The organism is Winogradskyella eckloniae, from assembly GCF_013249045.1.
Lineage (GTDB): Bacteria > Bacteroidota > Bacteroidia > Flavobacteriales > Flavobacteriaceae > Winogradskyella > Winogradskyella eckloniae.
In genome coordinates this window covers 105,634-122,437 of the sequence record NZ_JABRWP010000007.1, presented here as the reverse complement: position 1 = coordinate 122,437, position 16,804 = coordinate 105,634, and the positions used below count along the sequence as shown (strand labels likewise).

17 protein-coding genes are annotated in these 16,804 nt (G+C 32.7%); 8 read left to right on the top strand and 9 right to left on the bottom strand.

Annotation, left to right across the window (positions count from 1 at the left end):
* Positions 1 to 53 precede the first annotated feature (53 nt).
* From HNV08_RS12650 to HNV08_RS12635, 4 genes are all read right to left on the bottom strand, one after another.
* Positions 54 to 2,351: a M1 family metallopeptidase gene (locus HNV08_RS12650; protein ID WP_173281693.1), complete on the bottom strand. Its 2,298-nt coding sequence runs from the start codon at positions 2,349 to 2,351 to the stop codon at positions 54 to 56.
* A 65-nt stretch (positions 2,352 to 2,416) separates the two neighbouring features.
* Positions 2,417 to 2,923, bottom strand: coding sequence for a DUF6702 family protein (locus HNV08_RS12645; RefSeq protein ID WP_173281692.1), 507 nt, complete (start codon positions 2,921 to 2,923; stop codon positions 2,417 to 2,419).
* Between the two features lie 47 nt (positions 2,924 to 2,970).
* On the bottom strand, positions 2,971 to 3,759 hold the full coding sequence (locus tag HNV08_RS12640) for a peptidase associated/transthyretin-like domain-containing protein (RefSeq protein ID WP_173281691.1): 789 nt from the start codon (positions 3,757 to 3,759) through the stop codon (positions 2,971 to 2,973).
* A complete protein-coding gene (locus HNV08_RS12635; protein ID WP_173281690.1) occupies positions 3,746 to 4,582 on the bottom strand; it encodes a peptidase associated/transthyretin-like domain-containing protein in 837 nt (278 codons plus the stop codon). The genes HNV08_RS12640 and HNV08_RS12635 overlap by 14 nt, the downstream gene beginning before the upstream one ends.
* A gap of 163 nt (positions 4,583 to 4,745) precedes the next feature.
* On the opposite strand from HNV08_RS12635, the gene pepE reads away from it, so the two are divergent.
* Entirely contained in the window at positions 4,746 to 5,453 is a 708-nt protein-coding gene (gene pepE / locus HNV08_RS12630) for a dipeptidase PepE (protein WP_241697220.1), read from the top strand.
* Positions 5,454 to 5,455: 2 nt separating this feature from the next.
* On the opposite strand, the gene HNV08_RS12625 is transcribed toward pepE, so the two are convergent.
* The gene (locus tag HNV08_RS12625; protein ID WP_173281688.1) at positions 5,456 to 5,881 is read right to left on the bottom strand and encodes a GNAT family N-acetyltransferase; all 426 of its coding nucleotides are present in this window, start codon (positions 5,879 to 5,881) and stop codon (positions 5,456 to 5,458) included.
* A 152-nt stretch (positions 5,882 to 6,033) separates the two neighbouring features.
* Here HNV08_RS12625 and HNV08_RS12620 point away from each other — a divergent pair, with 152 nt between their 5' ends.
* Positions 6,034 to 6,801 carry a M48 family metalloprotease gene (locus HNV08_RS12620; RefSeq protein ID WP_173281687.1) on the top strand — a complete coding sequence of 256 codons (768 nt, stop codon included), beginning with the start codon at positions 6,034 to 6,036 and terminating at the stop codon, positions 6,799 to 6,801.
* A 43-nt stretch (positions 6,802 to 6,844) separates the two neighbouring features.
* Here HNV08_RS12620 and HNV08_RS12615 read toward each other — a convergent pair whose 3' ends face one another.
* The gene (locus tag HNV08_RS12615; protein ID WP_173281686.1) at positions 6,845 to 7,240 is read right to left on the bottom strand and encodes an ankyrin repeat domain-containing protein; all 396 of its coding nucleotides are present in this window, start codon (positions 7,238 to 7,240) and stop codon (positions 6,845 to 6,847) included.
* A 264-nt stretch (positions 7,241 to 7,504) separates the two neighbouring features.
* Between HNV08_RS12615 and gpmI the strand changes: the two genes are divergently transcribed.
* The 6 genes from gpmI (at position 7,505) to HNV08_RS12585 (ending at position 12,012) form a co-directional block, all read left to right on the top strand.
* On the top strand, positions 7,505 to 9,022 hold the full coding sequence (gene gpmI, locus HNV08_RS12610; RefSeq protein ID WP_173281685.1) for a 2,3-bisphosphoglycerate-independent phosphoglycerate mutase: 1,518 nt from the start codon (positions 7,505 to 7,507) through the stop codon (positions 9,020 to 9,022).
* 47 nt (positions 9,023 to 9,069) lie between these two features.
* Entirely contained in the window at positions 9,070 to 9,468 is a 399-nt protein-coding gene (locus HNV08_RS12605; RefSeq protein WP_173281684.1) for a BT0820 family HAD-type phosphatase, read from the top strand.
* Positions 9,469 to 9,563: 95 nt separating this feature from the next.
* Complete coding sequence (map, locus tag HNV08_RS12600; RefSeq protein ID WP_173281683.1) at positions 9,564 to 10,382, top strand: type I methionyl aminopeptidase; 819 nt, start codon at positions 9,564 to 9,566, stop codon at positions 10,380 to 10,382.
* A gap of 68 nt (positions 10,383 to 10,450) precedes the next feature.
* Entirely contained in the window at positions 10,451 to 10,831 is a 381-nt protein-coding gene (locus tag HNV08_RS12595; RefSeq protein ID WP_173281682.1) for a GxxExxY protein, read from the top strand.
* A gap of 37 nt (positions 10,832 to 10,868) precedes the next feature.
* Complete coding sequence (locus HNV08_RS12590; protein WP_173281681.1) at positions 10,869 to 11,633, top strand: class I SAM-dependent methyltransferase; 765 nt, start codon at positions 10,869 to 10,871, stop codon at positions 11,631 to 11,633.
* 10 nt (positions 11,634 to 11,643) lie between these two features.
* Positions 11,644 to 12,012 (top strand): DUF423 domain-containing protein, encoded by a 369-nt coding sequence (locus HNV08_RS12585; RefSeq protein ID WP_173281680.1) that lies wholly within the window; start codon positions 11,644 to 11,646, stop codon positions 12,010 to 12,012.
* Positions 12,013 to 12,184: 172 nt separating this feature from the next.
* On the opposite strand, the gene HNV08_RS12580 is transcribed toward HNV08_RS12585, so the two are convergent.
* From HNV08_RS12580 to HNV08_RS12570, 3 genes are all read right to left on the bottom strand, one after another.
* The gene (locus HNV08_RS12580; RefSeq protein ID WP_173281679.1) at positions 12,185 to 13,234 is read right to left on the bottom strand and encodes a hypothetical protein; all 1,050 of its coding nucleotides are present in this window, start codon (positions 13,232 to 13,234) and stop codon (positions 12,185 to 12,187) included.
* 125 nt (positions 13,235 to 13,359) lie between these two features.
* The gene (locus HNV08_RS12575) at positions 13,360 to 15,954 is read right to left on the bottom strand and encodes a T9SS type A sorting domain-containing protein (RefSeq protein WP_173281678.1); all 2,595 of its coding nucleotides are present in this window, start codon (positions 15,952 to 15,954) and stop codon (positions 13,360 to 13,362) included.
* 97 nt (positions 15,955 to 16,051) lie between these two features.
* On the bottom strand, positions 16,052 to 16,801 hold the full coding sequence (locus HNV08_RS12570; protein ID WP_173281677.1) for a LytR/AlgR family response regulator transcription factor: 750 nt from the start codon (positions 16,799 to 16,801) through the stop codon (positions 16,052 to 16,054).
* Between the last annotated feature and the right edge of the window lie 3 nt (positions 16,802 to 16,804).

Sequence of the window (16,804 nt, the reverse complement as noted above, 5' to 3'; positions counted from 1 at the left end):
TAAAAAAAAGCCGACTTTAATAAAGTCGGCTCAAAATTATATAATAAATAGTTTTAGTCTTTTATTTTTTTCTTAAACTTATCAAAATCACTCGTTACTTCTTCTTTTGGCCAACTGTTATTTGTTGTATCTACATCTGCTGTCTCTAAATCTGGATCTAAAGTAATTGAAACAATTTCCTTTTGTGTAGCAATAGCTTTACTTACTTCTTTATCGTTAAGTCTCCACACTTGTGCAGGATAGGTTACACGCTCTTTAGTGCCATCAGCATAAACATATTCTACAATAATTGGCATTACTAAGCCTCCTGGTTTATCAAAAGTAATCTGATAAAAGAATTTAGGTGTTTCTTTTAATTCCTTTTGTTCTGCTGGAGAGAAGTTATCCATGATGTATTCTTTTACAGTAGGTACTTCATCAATCGCCTCACCTTTTGTAATGGCTTCATCATATCCATCTGCACCTTCTTCAATAAAATACACTAAGCTATTTGGATCTCTATTATAACGCTCTGCTAATTGTTTACCGTTTTCATTAGGCGTTGCAGATACTGCAAATTTCTTTACGTCTTTTATTCCTATATCTGTATAATCTGTTGTGTAGAACCAGCCTCTCCAAAACCAATCTAAATCTACTGCAGATGCATCTTCCATAGTACGGAAAAAATCTTCTGGTGTTGGATGCTTAAACATCCATCGGTTTGCATATTCTCTAAAAGAATAATCAAACAAATCACGTCCCATAATGGTCTCTCTAAGAATATTTAATCCGGTTGCTGGCTTGCTGTAGGCATTATTACCAAACTGATATGTATTTAAACCTTTGGTCATAATTGGTGCAATGTAATCTTGGTTTCCGCCCATGTATCTCACAATATTTTTAGCTGGTCCACGGCGAGAAGGATATACTTTATCACTTGGCGATAAGGCTTTAGGATACCATGCTCCAAAATCTTGTTCTGCAACATACTGTACAAAAGTATTAAGACCTTCATCCATCCATGTCCATTGGCGTTCATCACTGTTTACAATCATAGGGAAGAAATTGTGACCAACTTCATGGATAATTACACTAATCATTCCGTATTTAGTTCTATCAGAATAATTTCCTTCTCTATCTGGACGACCAAAATTGTAACAAATCATTGGGTATTCCATGCCCATTGGAGCATGTACAGAGATTGCTTTGTGGTAAGGGTAATCAAAGGTCATACGCGAATACGACTTTAATGTACTCGCCACAGCCTTAGTAGACCATTGTTCCCATAATGGATTTCCTTCTTTAGAATATAAAGACACAGCCATCACGTCTTTTTCTCCAATTTTTACAGCCATCATATCCCATAAAAACTTACGCGAGGTTGCAAAACCAAAATCACGGACCATCTGTGCAGACAGTTTCCAGGTCTTTTTCTTCTTACTCTTCGATTTTTCTGTAACCTCAGCCTCTTCTTGTGTGACTATCATAACAGGTTCGTCGTATGATTTTTTCGCTTTCTTAAAACGTTTCATCATTTCTTTGGTAAACACGTCTTCTCGGTTTACTAAATATCCTGTACCATCTAAGATATGATCTGCAGGCACTGTAATATTAACATCAAAATTTCCAAATGGCAATGCAAACTCATCGCGTCCCCAAAATTGAGAATTCTGCCAACCTTCTACATCATTATATACAGCCATTCGTGGATAAAACTGAGCCATGACATAGATGCGATTATCATTTTCCTCAAAATACTCGTATCCAGAACGTCCACCATCCTTTACGTGATCATTAATGTTATACCACCATTTAATTTGAAAAGAAAACTTACCTCCTGATTTTAAAACACTCGGTAATTCTACACGCATCATGGTACGATTAATAGTATGTTCTAAATCTTTTCCGTTTACATCTTTTACATGTTCTATATTAAAACCACCATCAAAGGATTCTTTTAAATAAGAACTTACTGCTCTTGAAGATGAAGATGCTGGCGCAATACCAGATGAACGAATAAGTGGTGTTTTAGAGTCTCTAGCACGCATATTTTGATCTAATTGTACCCAAAGGTATTTTAAATCATCTGGTGAATTGTTGGTATAAGTAATGGTTTCGTTACCAAAAAGCTTTGCATTAACATCATCGATTTCAATATCCATTTTATAATCAGCTTGTTGCTGATAATATGCTGGCCCTGGAGCTCCCGAACCCGTTCTAAACATATTTGGTGTAGCAAACTCATCATAAAGTTGCTTAAACTTATTTTCGTTGGTATGACCAGGTTGACGCTCTTCTTTTACCTCATCTTGAGCATAAATACTAAATGATGAACATAGCAAAATGCATAAGAAATACTTAGTGATTTTCATAAATAAATTAGTTGTGTTTAAAAGTGAAGCCTAAAATAAGAATTTAAGACGGCTTACAAAGTTTTTTATTTAAAGTTTAACGCACAGGTGTCATTATCTGGCACCAATAAAAAACTCTTGTGTTTACCTAACAGCTTCATTCTTAAAATATTTTGTTGCTCGGAAAACACGTCGAATAATATGGTATTAGTGACTTCTAAGGATTTTATTTCAGATATATTTTCTACTTCTAAATAACAATATGTAATATCATCTTTATATTCTTTACCTATAAAATTAAATTTAACGTTTAACCCGTTGACTTTAACTTTTAATTTATCTTCGAGGTAGCGCTTCATATAGGTCTCTACTGTTTCAGACTCTTGACCCGAATCTAATGTGATTTTATCATCGTATCGTTTGCGCAATAAGGTTTCAAAATCATTGATAAATATTTGACTTATGATTTGAAGACTTTCGTCCTTTTTTGAATATTCAATTTTTGTAACACTTACGTAATATTCATGCGAACTTTGGTTAGATATAAAAAGTGGAAGCATTAAAAAGGCTATTAATAACTGTAATGATTTCATAAATATTTTTATAGTTCTTTTTGGTCCCTCAAAACGTATTCCAAAAATTAATCTTGGGTTACCGATTTTCTATTTTCTCGATATGCTACTAATTTAATTTGCAAAAACTCGAGCAATTTTAACTCGTTATTTGCATTGCACAAGTTTAAGAATTCTTCATCTTCTTGGCAATATAAAAAATACTCTATTCTTAGATTCTCGGTTAATGTATCTTTTTCAAAAAGTATAGATTCATAATCGCGTTGCAATCGTTTACTACAAGCATCTCTATTATCTAATTCTACAATATTTTTTAGTTTTTTTGTTCTACCACTCACTCTGTTGAGTAATTTATGAACATTAACTCCTAATCCCGTATAAATTGGACCTCCTCCATCTGCATCGTGTAATTTGCGTTCGTTCTGGGTTAATGGTTTTCCTTTATAACCTGGAATTCCGAGGTCATAAAAATTTATTTCTGTTTTAGCATCTGAGTTTTCAACATCAGACTCTAAACTTCCTGTTAATATTTTACCAACCACAACTTCTTTTAACTCACTTACATTTTCGGTAAGGTATATATTGCACATGCCTTGCTCTACGATAGCTGCTGTGATAATATATTCTTGTTTCTTATACCGCACACCAGAAATCACTAAAGTGTCTGTGGCCTTTGCTTCTATTATAAAACTACCATCGGATTTAGAAATGGTATATTTTGCTTGAGATTTATTTTGAATATGAAGTCCATCTACATCATCATTAGCTATGAGTTGACCTTGAAGTTCCTTAGATTGCGCCTGTAAACTTAGACTTAAAATAATCGTAAAAAATGTTATTATTCTAATCTTTTTCACTGATTGTTGTTAAGAAAGATTTGCTTAATTGCGTGATGCGTTCTAATAATTGCATTTCCTTATCATCATCAAACAATGATTCATCAACACCCTCTGTCTCCACATAGTCGGTAAAAGCTTCGATTTGATTTAAGGGTATATTAAAATTGGTATGTACAAAATTAACACTATAGTCGTCTAAGGCTTTTTTAAACGGTGTTTTTTCAATGTGTTGTTTTTCCTTTTCGGATTTAAACTTAATATGATCGAGGCTAACACCATCAATGTTTACAATTTGTTTCATTAAAAAACCAGTGACATTAATTAAATTTAACATATGCTCCATCCTTGGATGATACTCATTAAACGCTAAATTTTCGGCTTCGGTTTTATAATCTGCAGAGAATTCAAACTCATCGATATGATCTAATCCAAAATATATGGCATCCAAATCAACGTTATAAGTTCTAACATTTTCAAAATCTGTATTTAAGTTCCCTGTTAATCCAAATGGCAGCAAGACCACTTCATCTAACTTATTAACTTCTTCTACTAAGATTACTGTTAACTGCTTTGACTCAATGACACTTTCTGAGATAATAACATTAAAATCTTTAAACTGAAGAGCTCCAAACTCTACAACATCATTAAGGGCCACAGCGATTTTAAAAACACCATTTTCATCAGTTATAGTGCCTTTATTAGAAGAAGAATTATACACAGTAACGCCTTCTTTATCCTCTGATGCCACAACAATTCTACCATTTACGGAAACTCTGTCTATGTCTTGAGCGTGCATAGATATTGAAATGGCCAAACCTATGATTAGTAAAATTGATTTCATAATTTAATGGGTTGGTTCTATAAAGTTCGGCTTTATATTTTAAAAAACAGAAAAAAGATAATCAAACTTTTGTTAAATGATTTGTGGATTTCTACAGGCAATAATTTTTCAATACAATATAGAATTCCTATTTTTCAAAAAAAAAAAAAAAAAAAAATCAAATTTGAAATCATTAATTATTGCTAGCACATCTACAATTCATGGTAGTGGCTATTTAGACTATTTATTAGAGGAATTAAAACTTCATTTTAATTCTGCGAATAACATTTTGTTTATTCCTTATGCACGTCCTGGAGGAATTACACATGATGAGTACACGGCTATTGCAGCAAAAGCCTTTGCATCTATTGGTAAAACCGTTATTGGGATTCATCAATTTGAAAATCCAATAGACGCTATTGAAAATGCGGAAGGAATTTTTGTTGGTGGAGGAAACACGTTTGTTTTAGTATCACAACTGTATAAAACCAATACATTGTCTGTAATAAAAGACGTTGTAAATAACGGAACACCTTATTTAGGAACTAGTGCAGGTAGCAACATCTGTGGATTAACCATGAATACTACTAACGATATGCCCATTATGTATCCGCCAAGTTTTAAAACGTTAGGATTGTTACCATTTAATATTAATCCGCATTATTTAGACCCAATTGTTGGTAGCAAACATATGGGAGAAACTAGAGAAACACGGATTAAGGAGTTTCATGCATTTAACACACAACCTGTAATTGGACTTAGAGAAGGTAGCTGGATCGATGTTAAAGGCAGTTGTGTAACATTAAAAGGGAACTTAGAGGCTAGAATTTTTGAATACGGAAAACAGCCTTATGAAATACACACAAATGCTAACTTAGAGTTTTTAAAATAACACTAGAGCTTTTTTAAGAAGTGATATCCTAAAATTTCAAACCCTTCGTTATAATAAAATTTATGAGAAGGGTAATTTTGCACATAGGTATTGAGCTCTATTGCTTTACAACCATGTTCTACAACATAATTATTAATCCAAGCCATAAACCGTTTTCCTAAGCCACTACCTCTATGTTCTGGTTTTATGTAAACATGATCTAATTCTACTGATTTACCAATGTAATGTCTTGTACTAAACCATAAACCCGTCACACCAACAACGTCTTTATCTAGCGAGATAATAGCACATTTATAATTTTGATTTTTCATTTCATTAAATCGAGCTCTCAATATTTCCATACTTACTTTAGATGCATTGAGTTCAAAAACCAAAGGGATAATTTGCTCTAAATCTTGGTTAGACAGTATTTTAAATTGGTAATCCATCTTTGACATTTTAAAGACTAAAAGTATAGTATTTTTATGATAATAAAGTAGGGTTTTATCGTAAAAAAGGAATACATTTTAATCTAAATCGATGACTTTAAGGCAAAACATGTGTCAAACTTTTGTAAATTGAACCCATTAATCCATCAATTATGAGAAGAGGTAATTTTAAAATACGTATTTTAATATTCGTAGCAATAGCTGGTTTTGCTTTCTTAAGAAAATGTAGTCAAGAAGAAGTGAACCCTTATACAGGTAAAAAACAAGCCATATCTTTATCGCCACAAGAAGAAATAGCTATAGGATTACAAAGTGCGCCTGGCATGGCTCAACAACATGGTGGATTACACCCAAACACAGAATACCAAGCTTTTGTAGACAATGTAGGCAATAAATTAGTGAATAGTAGTTTAGCTAAAAATACACCTTACAAATACGAATTTCATCTGTTAGCAGACCAAAATACAATAAACGCTTTTGCTTTACCAGGTGGACAAATTTTTATAACATATGCCTTATTTTCTCAATTAGAAAACGAAGATCAATTAGCAGGCGTTTTAGGCCATGAAATAGGCCATGTCTTAGGCAAACACTCAAACGAACGTATAACAAATGCTAATTTTTGGAAAACATTAGCTATGGGTAGTTCTGCAATAGATATGGGTGGTGTAGCCCAACAAATTGGTAACGGATCATTACTTAAAAACGGAAGAGGTGACGAGCTAGAAAGTGATGAACTTGGCGTAATTTTTATGATGGACGCAGGCTATAATCCAGAAGAAATGATAGGTGTAATGGAAATTCTTAAAGCTGCAGCAGGACCAAATCGAGTTCCTGAAATGCAAAGTACACATCCCGATCCCGAAAATAGAATTGAAAAAATAAGAGAGGCTATTTCTAAATACAAAAAAGCATCCTAATGGACGCTTTTTTTAACTAACTAACTCAAATAATTACCTACTCCTAGGCAGTTTTCTTTTTAAAACGCTTTAAAAATAATGCTGCGTCTTTTGCTTTTGCATTTTTAGCAATTGTTAATGCTGTATAACCTTGGTCACAAGCTTTATGTATTTCAGAACCTGCTGTGATTAATACTTTTATTAATTCTACACGATTATATTTTGCCGCATAATGAATTGGCATCATGCCATTAGATTTGGCATTAACATCTGCTCCATTATTTATTAATTTTTTTACTTCTTCTGTGTTACCTGTGGCAACAGCTTTGCATAATGGACTAATTTCTACAGTTTGAACAATAACGTCATTAACATGTGAAGACAAAACAACGTTTGATGCATTTAAATTACTCATTGTAAAGCCTAATGATAAGGCTAAAACTACTACTGATTTTTTCATGATGAAAGATTTTTAATATTACTGATTTGTTTTTTGATTATACTAAATAGACGACATTACATTCAAACTGTTACAGTAAATATTATTTTATAACATTTCTTTAACGCTTTGAAAACAAATATGTTAACACAATCATAAAATGTAATATTAAGAACACCAACAGGTTACATAAATATAAAAATGAGTTAACCTATTAATTTTTTTTAAGATACAGAATTGTTATAGTGTTGTATGTATTATCTTTGATACATAAAATATTTACACATGAATAAAAAGGTTATTTTAATGATTTTAGATGGATGGGGAAAATCGCCAGATCCTAAAGTTTCTGCAATAGATAATGCGCAAACGCCATTTATAGATGCCCTATATACTAAATATCCGAGCGCAAGCCTAAGAACAGATGGATTGCACGTTGGTCTACCAGAAGGACAAATGGGTAACAGTGAAGTGGGTCATATGAATTTAGGTGCAGGACGCATTGTATACCAAGATTTAGTTAAAATTAACCTGGCTGTAGAAAATAAAACTTTACGAGAAGAACCAGTTTTAAAAAATGCCTTTGAATATGCTAAAACTAATAATAAAAATGTGCATTTATTAGGTTTAGTTAGCAATGGTGGTGTTCATTCTCATGTTAACCATCTTTACGGATTACTTAATGCAACACACGATTATGGATTAAATAACGTATTTGTTCATGCTTTCACAGACGGAAGAGATGTCGATCCAAAATCTGGTAAGGGTTTTATCGCTGACCTAGAAGATCACATGTCTAAATCAACAGGAAAAATAGCGACAGTAACAGGTCGTTATTATGCGATGGACAGAGATAAACGTTGGGAACGCGTAAAATTAGCATACGACGGCATGGTGAATGGAGATGGTGAAAAAACCCAAAATATATTACAGTCTATTCAAAATAATTATGACACTAATGTCACGGATGAATTTATAAAACCCTTAATAGCAACCGATAGCAACAATCAACCAATTGCAACTATAAAAGAAGACGACGTTGTGATTTTCTTTAATTTTAGAACCGATCGTGGTCGTCAGTTAACAGAAGTGCTCTCGCAAAGTGATTTTCATGAACAAAACATGCATAAGCTAAATCTTCATTATGTAACGTTAACTAATTACGATGACAATTATAAGGGCATTAATGTTGTTTTCAATAAAGACAACCTATCAGATACCTTAGGAGAAGTCTTAGAAAAGCACCATAAAAAACAAATAAGAATTGCGGAAACTGAGAAATACCCTCATGTAACATTTTTCTTTTCTGGCGGACAAGAAAAGCCATTTGAAGGAGAAACAAGAATTTTAAGAAATTCTCCAAAAGTAGCGACCTATGATTTAAAACCAGAGATGAGCGCATACGAACTTACAGATGCTTTAGTCCCAGAACTTAAAAAAGGAGAGGTAGATTTTGTGTGTTTAAATTTTGCAAATGGCGATATGGTAGGTCACACAGGTGTTATGGAAGCTGCAATAAAAGCGTGTGAAGCGGTTGACGAATGTGTTAAAAATGTAGTAACTACAGCATTAGAAAATGACTATACCACAATTTTAATAGCAGATCATGGAAACTGTGAAACGATGATAAATCCGGATGGCTCTCCAAATACTGCACATACAACAAATCCCGTCCCAATTATTTTAATAGACAAAGATCTCAAAACTATTAAAGATGGCATACTAGGAGACGTCGCGCCAACAATACTTCATTTAATAGGAATACCTCAACCCAAAGCAATGACACAAGAAAGCCTTGTTTAAAAACCTTAATGTTGTAACTTTGCCCCAACCTACAATTAATGATTAACATGAATTTTCAAAACAGATTAATAATAGCAGTAGATTTTGATGGTACCATTGTAGAAGATGCCTACCCTAAAATTGGAAAAACTCGAATTTTTGCTTTTGAAACTTTAAAACGATTACAAGACGATGGTCATAGACTGATCTTATGGACCTATCGATGTGGTACTAAGTTAGAGGAAGCTGTTGAATTTTGTAAACAAAACGGGATTGAATTTTATGCTGTAAATGCTAGTTTTCCTGAAGAAAAATACGATTACAGCAGAAGCCGAAAAATACATGCAGACTTATTTATAGATGATAGAAATATTGGTGGAATTTTAGGTTGGGGAGAAGTGTACCAAATCATTACAAATGAAAAACCCGATATAAAAGTGCCTTCAAAAAAATGGTGGAAATTTTAATCTTACTATAGATTCTCGTACTTACATTATTAAAACACAAAGGAACACCGCAAGTATACTAAATAAAGTATTTTTGCAAATCAAAATTACCAATAATGATTATAGTAAAAACAGCAGAAGAAATTGAGTTGATGCGTAATAGCGCTCTCATCGTATCTAAAACATTAGGTATGTTAGCTAAAGAAATAAAAGAAGGTGTAACGACCAATCATTTAGATAAAATTGCTGAAGAATTTATAAGAGACCATGGTGCATTGCCAGGTTTTAAAGGTCTTTACGACTGTCCTTCTACCCTTCTTTGTAGTGTTAACGAAGCTGTTGTACATGGGTTACCAACAGATATCCCCTTAAAAGATGGCGATATTGTTTCTGTAGATTGTGGTGCCTTAATGAATGAGTTCTATGGTGACCATGCTTACACTTTTGAAATCGGGAACGTTGATGAAGCCACGAAAAAATTAATTAAGATTACCAAAGAATCCTTATATGTTGGTATAGAACAATTAAAAATTGGCAACCGAGTTGGTGATGTTGGCTATGCTATACAAAACTATTGCGAAGCTCAAGGCTATGGTGTAGTTAGAGAATTGGTTGGGCATGGATTAGGAAAAAAAATGCACGAAGATCCAGAAATGCCAAACTATGGAAGACGCGGTAGAGGTAAAAAGTTTATTGAAGGTATGGTTGTGGCCATTGAGCCTATGATAAACATGGGAACGCATAAAGTAAAACAATTAAAAGACGGCTGGACGATAGTGACCCAAGATGGAAAACCAAGTGTGCATTTTGAGCACGATATTGCCATAGTAGACGGTAAACCAGAGATTCTTTCCACTTTTGCTTATGTACATGAAGCTTTAGGGATTGTATCTGATGAGGAGGATGCTTTTCGTAAGGAAGCTTTAGTGCTTTAAGTTATTACGCTGAGACTCTCAAAGTTTTCACAGAGATCCACAGAGCGTTTTTAGTTTCAATTTAAAAAATGATTTACGATAAGATTACAGAAAATATTATTGGATCTGCTATTGAAGTGCACAAAGCACTTGGTCCTGGCTTGCTAGAATCTGCATATCAAGAATGTTTACTTTATGAGCTAAAATCTATAGGCTATTGTGTTAAAAGAGAAGTTTCAATGCCTATTGTATATAAAGATATAAAATTAGATCATGGTTATAGAATAGATCTGCTTGTCGAAAACAAAATAGTGCTTGAATTAAAAACTGTTGAGCGTTTTACTGACGTCCATACTGCTCAAATTTTGACTTATATGAAACTAGGTAATTATCCATTAGGTTTACTATTAAACTTTAATACTAAGCTTTTAAAAAACGGAATTAAAAGATTTATTAATGCACCTCAGTGAATCTTTGTGAATTCTCTGTGTAACTCTGTGAAACAACTTGAAAAAACTTTTCAAACTAATTCTAAATATAATACCAAGACCTTTATTAATTAGGCTTAGTTATCTCATACGTCCTATTCTTGCATTCTTTTTAAGAGGAAACAAATATACAGATCCCATAGATGGTAAAAGTTTTAGATCTTTCTTATCATATGGTTATGTAAAGCAGCGCGAAAACATTCTCTCACCTTCTACGCTTTCCTTAGAACGCCATAGATTATTATGGTTATATCTTAAAAACGAAACCGACTTCTTTACTGCCGAAAAAAAACTACTTCATTTCGCACCAGAACAATGCTTTTTAAAACGATTTAGAAAACTTACAAATTTAGATTATACCACTACAGATTTATTATCTCCAATTGCAGATGTGAAGGCTGATATTTGCGATTTGCCTTTTGAAGATAATACTTATGACATAATCCTTTGCAACCATGTTTTAGAGCATATTCCTGATGATACAAAAGCTATGCAAGAATTATATCGTGTAATGAAACCTGGAGGTTATGGCATATTTCAAATTCCGCAAGATTTAAATCGAGCCGAAACTTTTGAAGATAATTCTATAACTGACAAAGCAGAACGCGCCAAAATTTTTGGTCAATACGACCACGTTAGGGTTTATGGACTAGACTATTTTGACAAACTACGCTCAATAGGTTTTAAAGTTGAAGAAGTAGATTACACTTCCCAATTAACTACTGATGATGTAGATAAATTTAGACTAGCTAAAGGGGAAATAATTCCTGTTATTTTTAAATAAATAGAATCTAATGACACAAAATATTATAATTGCAACCGGAGCATTTTTTGGAATGTTATCAGTAATTTTTGGTGCTTTTGGAGCACATGCCTTAAAGAAGACATTATCTAATGAACAATTACATAGTTTTGAAGTTGGTGTAAAATATCAAATGTATCATGCAATAGTTTTATTGGTTATTGGGTTCAACGCTAATACGTTTCTTTCTGCTATGTTTTGGTGTTTTACAATTGGTATTATACTTTTCTCTTTTAGTATTTATGGTTTGGTTCTTTCTGATGTTAAAGGGAAAAAGCTTCGGTTTTTAGGACCAATTACGCCAATTGGTGGTTTGCTTTTTGTAATTGGTTGGGCATTACTTTTACTTAGTGCCTTATAACCAATGTTAAAATAATTGGGTAAAAACAAACCCCAATACTGCATAAAAAAACACAAGAAATAATTCTAACTTATAGGCTTTTAAATATTTCATAGCATATCTCTATTAAAAAAGAGAAGCCATTATTTGGGCTTCTCTTTTCACAAAAAACTATTAACTAAAACTTAATTAATTAATTAATTAATTTAGTACCTCCACAATTAGAGTTAGCTGTATATGCTTTTCTACTTGTTGTTTCGTAATAATTAGTACTCGTATTTTTAGTATTCTTGGTTTGAAAATAAGCATCAGTTTCGCAATTCCAGCTTGTAGATGCTCCTGAGCTTAATTCTGTACCTTGGTTTCTACTGCCTTTCGTTGCTATATAAATTGTTCTACCTGTATTATTTTTTAAAGTAACTTCATTTTTAGCTGCATAACCTTCGGCACGCCTACGGTTTTCTAAAATTGCTTGCCCTTCTGCACTTTTCCAATACGCATCATTTGTTTTATTTACATGATCGTAATACCCGTTTACTGCATTTTCTATTAGTGCAATGTCTGCCTTATCTTTTGCTGTAAGTGTGTATGCATCTTGCTTTGCTTTCATTGTTTCTAGATAATCTAACACATACTTGTTTAAATCCATGCTTTCGGCTTTTTTACAAGCAGGACTTGCACATTCGGCAGGTGCTTTATTGATAGCTGCATCTTTTAATTTACCCATAAAAGCACCAAACTTCTTTTTCTTTTTTTTCTTTTTACCATCAGCCTCTGACTCATCTGTGACATCAGCACCAACTCTTATATATATTTCATCTATATTATTAAAGCCATATCCATCGCTTTCTTTCCAAACATTGCCTACTTTAAAAATATAATCGCCTACTACCACAAGCCCTTTTCTAGAAATTTTATCTACTAAATGCGATACGTTTGGGTAGCCTATTATTTTACTAGATTTAGATTTTGTAGCATCTATTGTATAACTAGATTTATCGTCTTTTGTAGCGCCAACTAATTTTACACCAGAATAAACCCCTTGTGTTTTAAGTATTTCTACTTTAAACTGGTATTGTTTGCCTTTAATTACTTGTTTGCCACCATCGTCTTTATAAACAGAATAGTAACGTTGGTATATAGCCTCTTCTCCATGAGCTTCTAAAGCTTTAAAAAATGATTGTTGCGAAAAACTTACTAAGGTAAAAAAAAGTGCTAGCGCTAATGTTATATTTTTTTTCATTTTATTTGTTTTTAGAACCAAATCACCACTGAATTTCTCTATTACAAGTCGTTAGATGATTCTTTATTTTGTTTTTAATGGCTTAAGCAAATAAGCGGAATATTAAAGATCCTCTTCTATTTGGTCTATAATTTTATAAAGCGTTTTGAAGCTCGTGTATTATTTTCGAACTCAATTTTAACTATATACATTCCACTTTTTAAATCAGATACATTTATATCTTTCTTATTGGTGGTAGCTAAAACTTGTTTACCTAAAACATCATAAATACCTACCGATTTAATATTAACTTGGTTTGATATAATGTTTATGATGTTAGAGGCAGGATTTGGATACAGTTTAACTTCTGTTATATTACCTTCTGCATCAGCTATTGATAATGAAGAACCAAACTCATAAGCTCCCATATCTACGGCACTTCCATAAATTCTAGCATTGCCTAATAAATCTTCGTTAAGCGTAACATATTGATTATCCCCTCCATCTATTGCTGGTGATGAAGATTGTAACGTATAATCTCCATTTACAGAATCTGTAAACAAAGGATTTGTGTTTGAAACATTTGTAGTGCTAGAATGATTTGCGAAATTATTATTAGAAATACTATTTTCTACGTCTCCACTTGTTCCAGATTCTACTGCATCTGAAAAACTACCTGTACCATCACCATTATTCCAAAATATAGAATTATAGACTTGAGCCATAACTACACCTCCATTAACATTTAGTTTATCAATTATTGCTCTGCTAGAATCTAACTCATTATCTGAAAATGTAGAATTTATAATCTCGACACTTTGACTACCTGAAACATCTTGTCTAAGCCAAATTATAGAGCCAGTAGCTGACAATGAAATATTATTTGTAAATAAACACCCTTCAAATTTAATGTCTAGATTACCATTTGCTCGACCATAATAAACGGTTGCAAATGACGCTTCATTTTCTTTAAAAATAGAGTTAGTAATTTCAATATTCACTTGTGGCGCAACATCAATAGAACGAATAATACCTCCTCTGATTAAAGTATGACGCATAAATTTACAGTTGTTTATTTCTGAATCACTTGATATGTTAAAATTAACAGCTGCACCCTCTTGATCTGAAGTCGCAGATCCATTGGCATTTCCATTTATGATACTAAATCCATCGATGATTACATTATCTCCATTTACATCAATGATTCTATAACTGTTTTCTGCTCTATTTGGGTCAGTAGCAGAAAACAACGTGTTATCATTACCATTAATATCACCAGATAAAATCGTAAGGTTTACCGCTGCATCTCTCTGAGATAAACTAACTTCTGTTCCATCAAAACCACCATATATTTTCTGATTATTAGTTAAACTAAAGACATCTGTTCTATTAGTTCCAGGTATATAAGTACCAGCTTTTACCCAAATTGTACCAGCTGGGTTATTATTTAAAGCAATTTGCAAGTTATCATAAGCATCTGCCCAACTTGTACCATCATTGTTTCCTGTAGCAGCTGCGTCTACATAAATAACTGTTGTACTTGCAGGATTAGCCCCAAACTCATATGGCCCCATATCTACTGTGGCATTAAATATACGTTGATTACCGGCTAAATCTGAAATTGTAGAAGTGGACACTCTAGTATTTTCTCCACTGTCTATTGCTGGTGATGAAGATTGTAACGTATAATCTCCATTTACAGAATCTGTAAACAAAGGATTTGTGTTTGAAACATTTGTAGTGCTAGAATGATTTGCGAAATTATTATTAGAAATACTATTTTCTACGTCTCCACTTGTTCCAGATTCTACTGCATCTGAAAAACTACCTGTACCATCACCATTATTCCAAAATATAGAATTATAGACTTGAGCCATAACTACACCTCCATTAACATTTAGTTTATCAATTATTGCTCTGCTAGAATCTAACTCATTATCTGAAAATGTAGAATTTATAATCTCGACACTTTGACTACCTGAAACATCTTGTCTAAGCCAAATTATAGAGCCAGTAGCTGACAATGAAATATTATTTGTAAATAAACACCCTTCAAATTTAATGTCTAGATTACCATTTGCTCGACCATAATAAACGGTTGCAAATGACGCTTCATTTTCTTTAAAAATAGAGTTAGTAATTTCAAGATTCATTTGTGGCGCAACATCAACAGAACGAATAATACCTCCTCTGGTTAAAGTATGACGCATAAATTTACAGTTATTTATTTCTGAATCACTTGATATATTAAAATTAACAGCTGCACCCTCTTGATCTGAAGTCGCAGATCCATTGGCATTTCCATTTATGATACTAAATCCATCAATGATTACATTATCTCCATTTACATCAATGATTCTATAACTGTTTTCAGCTCTATTTGCATCAGTAGCAGAAAACAACGTGTTATCATTACCATTAATATCACCAGATAAAATCGTAAGGTTTACCGATGCATCTCTTTGAGATAAACTAACTTCTGTTCCATCAAAACCACCATAAATTTCCTGATTATTAGTTAAACTAAAGACATCTGTTCTATTAGTTCCAGGTATATAAGTACCAGCTTTTACCCAAAATGTACCAGCTGGGTTATTACCTAAAGCACTTTGTAAATCATCATAAGCATCTGCCCAACTTGTACCATCATTGTTTCCTGTAGCACTTGCATCTACATAGACTTGAGAATGAGCTATGGTTATACTCAAAAATAAACTCATTAAAAGTAATCGTGTTTTCATAATAAATTTGGTTTTATAATTATGAAAACAAAAATGCCACTAAATCTTACTGCATTTAATGGCAAATTTCTGAAATGGGCTTTTCAACTTTTAAAGCCTAAATATTCTGTACAATGGTTAAAAACTCCTCTTTTTTATCGTTAGAAATTGAAACTGTTTGGTCGTTTTCCATAACAATGTAACCTCCGTCTTTTTTAACATAGGCTTTTATGTATGAAAGATTGATAAGGTGTGAACGGTGCGGACGATAAAATGTTTTTATTTTATTTAGTGTTTCTACAAAGAACTTTAAGGGTTTACTTACTAAAATGGTTCCATCGTTAGTAGTTGATACGTTGGTATACATACCATCTGCTTCAAGCATTATAATATCGTTAAAGTCTACAAACTTAATACCATCTGCATTTGGTAATCCTATTTTTTTAAAGTTTGAGTCTTGTAAACTTTCCTTTAATTCGGTAAGACGCTTATTTATTTGCGTATTCCCTAAAAACTTCACAGCTTTATCTACCGCTTCTTTTACTTGACTTGGTCGTACTGGTTTTAATAAATAATCTATAGCCGAAAGCTGAAATGCTTGTATGGCATATTCGCTATACGCTGTGGTAAATATAATTTCGAAATTATGGACTTCTTTTTCTATGAAATTTAAAATTTCTAGCCCTGAATGTTCTGGCATTTCAATATCTAGAAACACAATATTTGGTGCTTCTTGTTTTATTAACTCTACACCTGTTAGCAAATTATCGGCTTGTAAAATAGTGGTTATTTTTGGGCAATTTTCTTCTACCAATATTTGCAATACTTGTCTTGCTTTTTTCTCGTCGTCTATAATTAATGCTTTCATAAT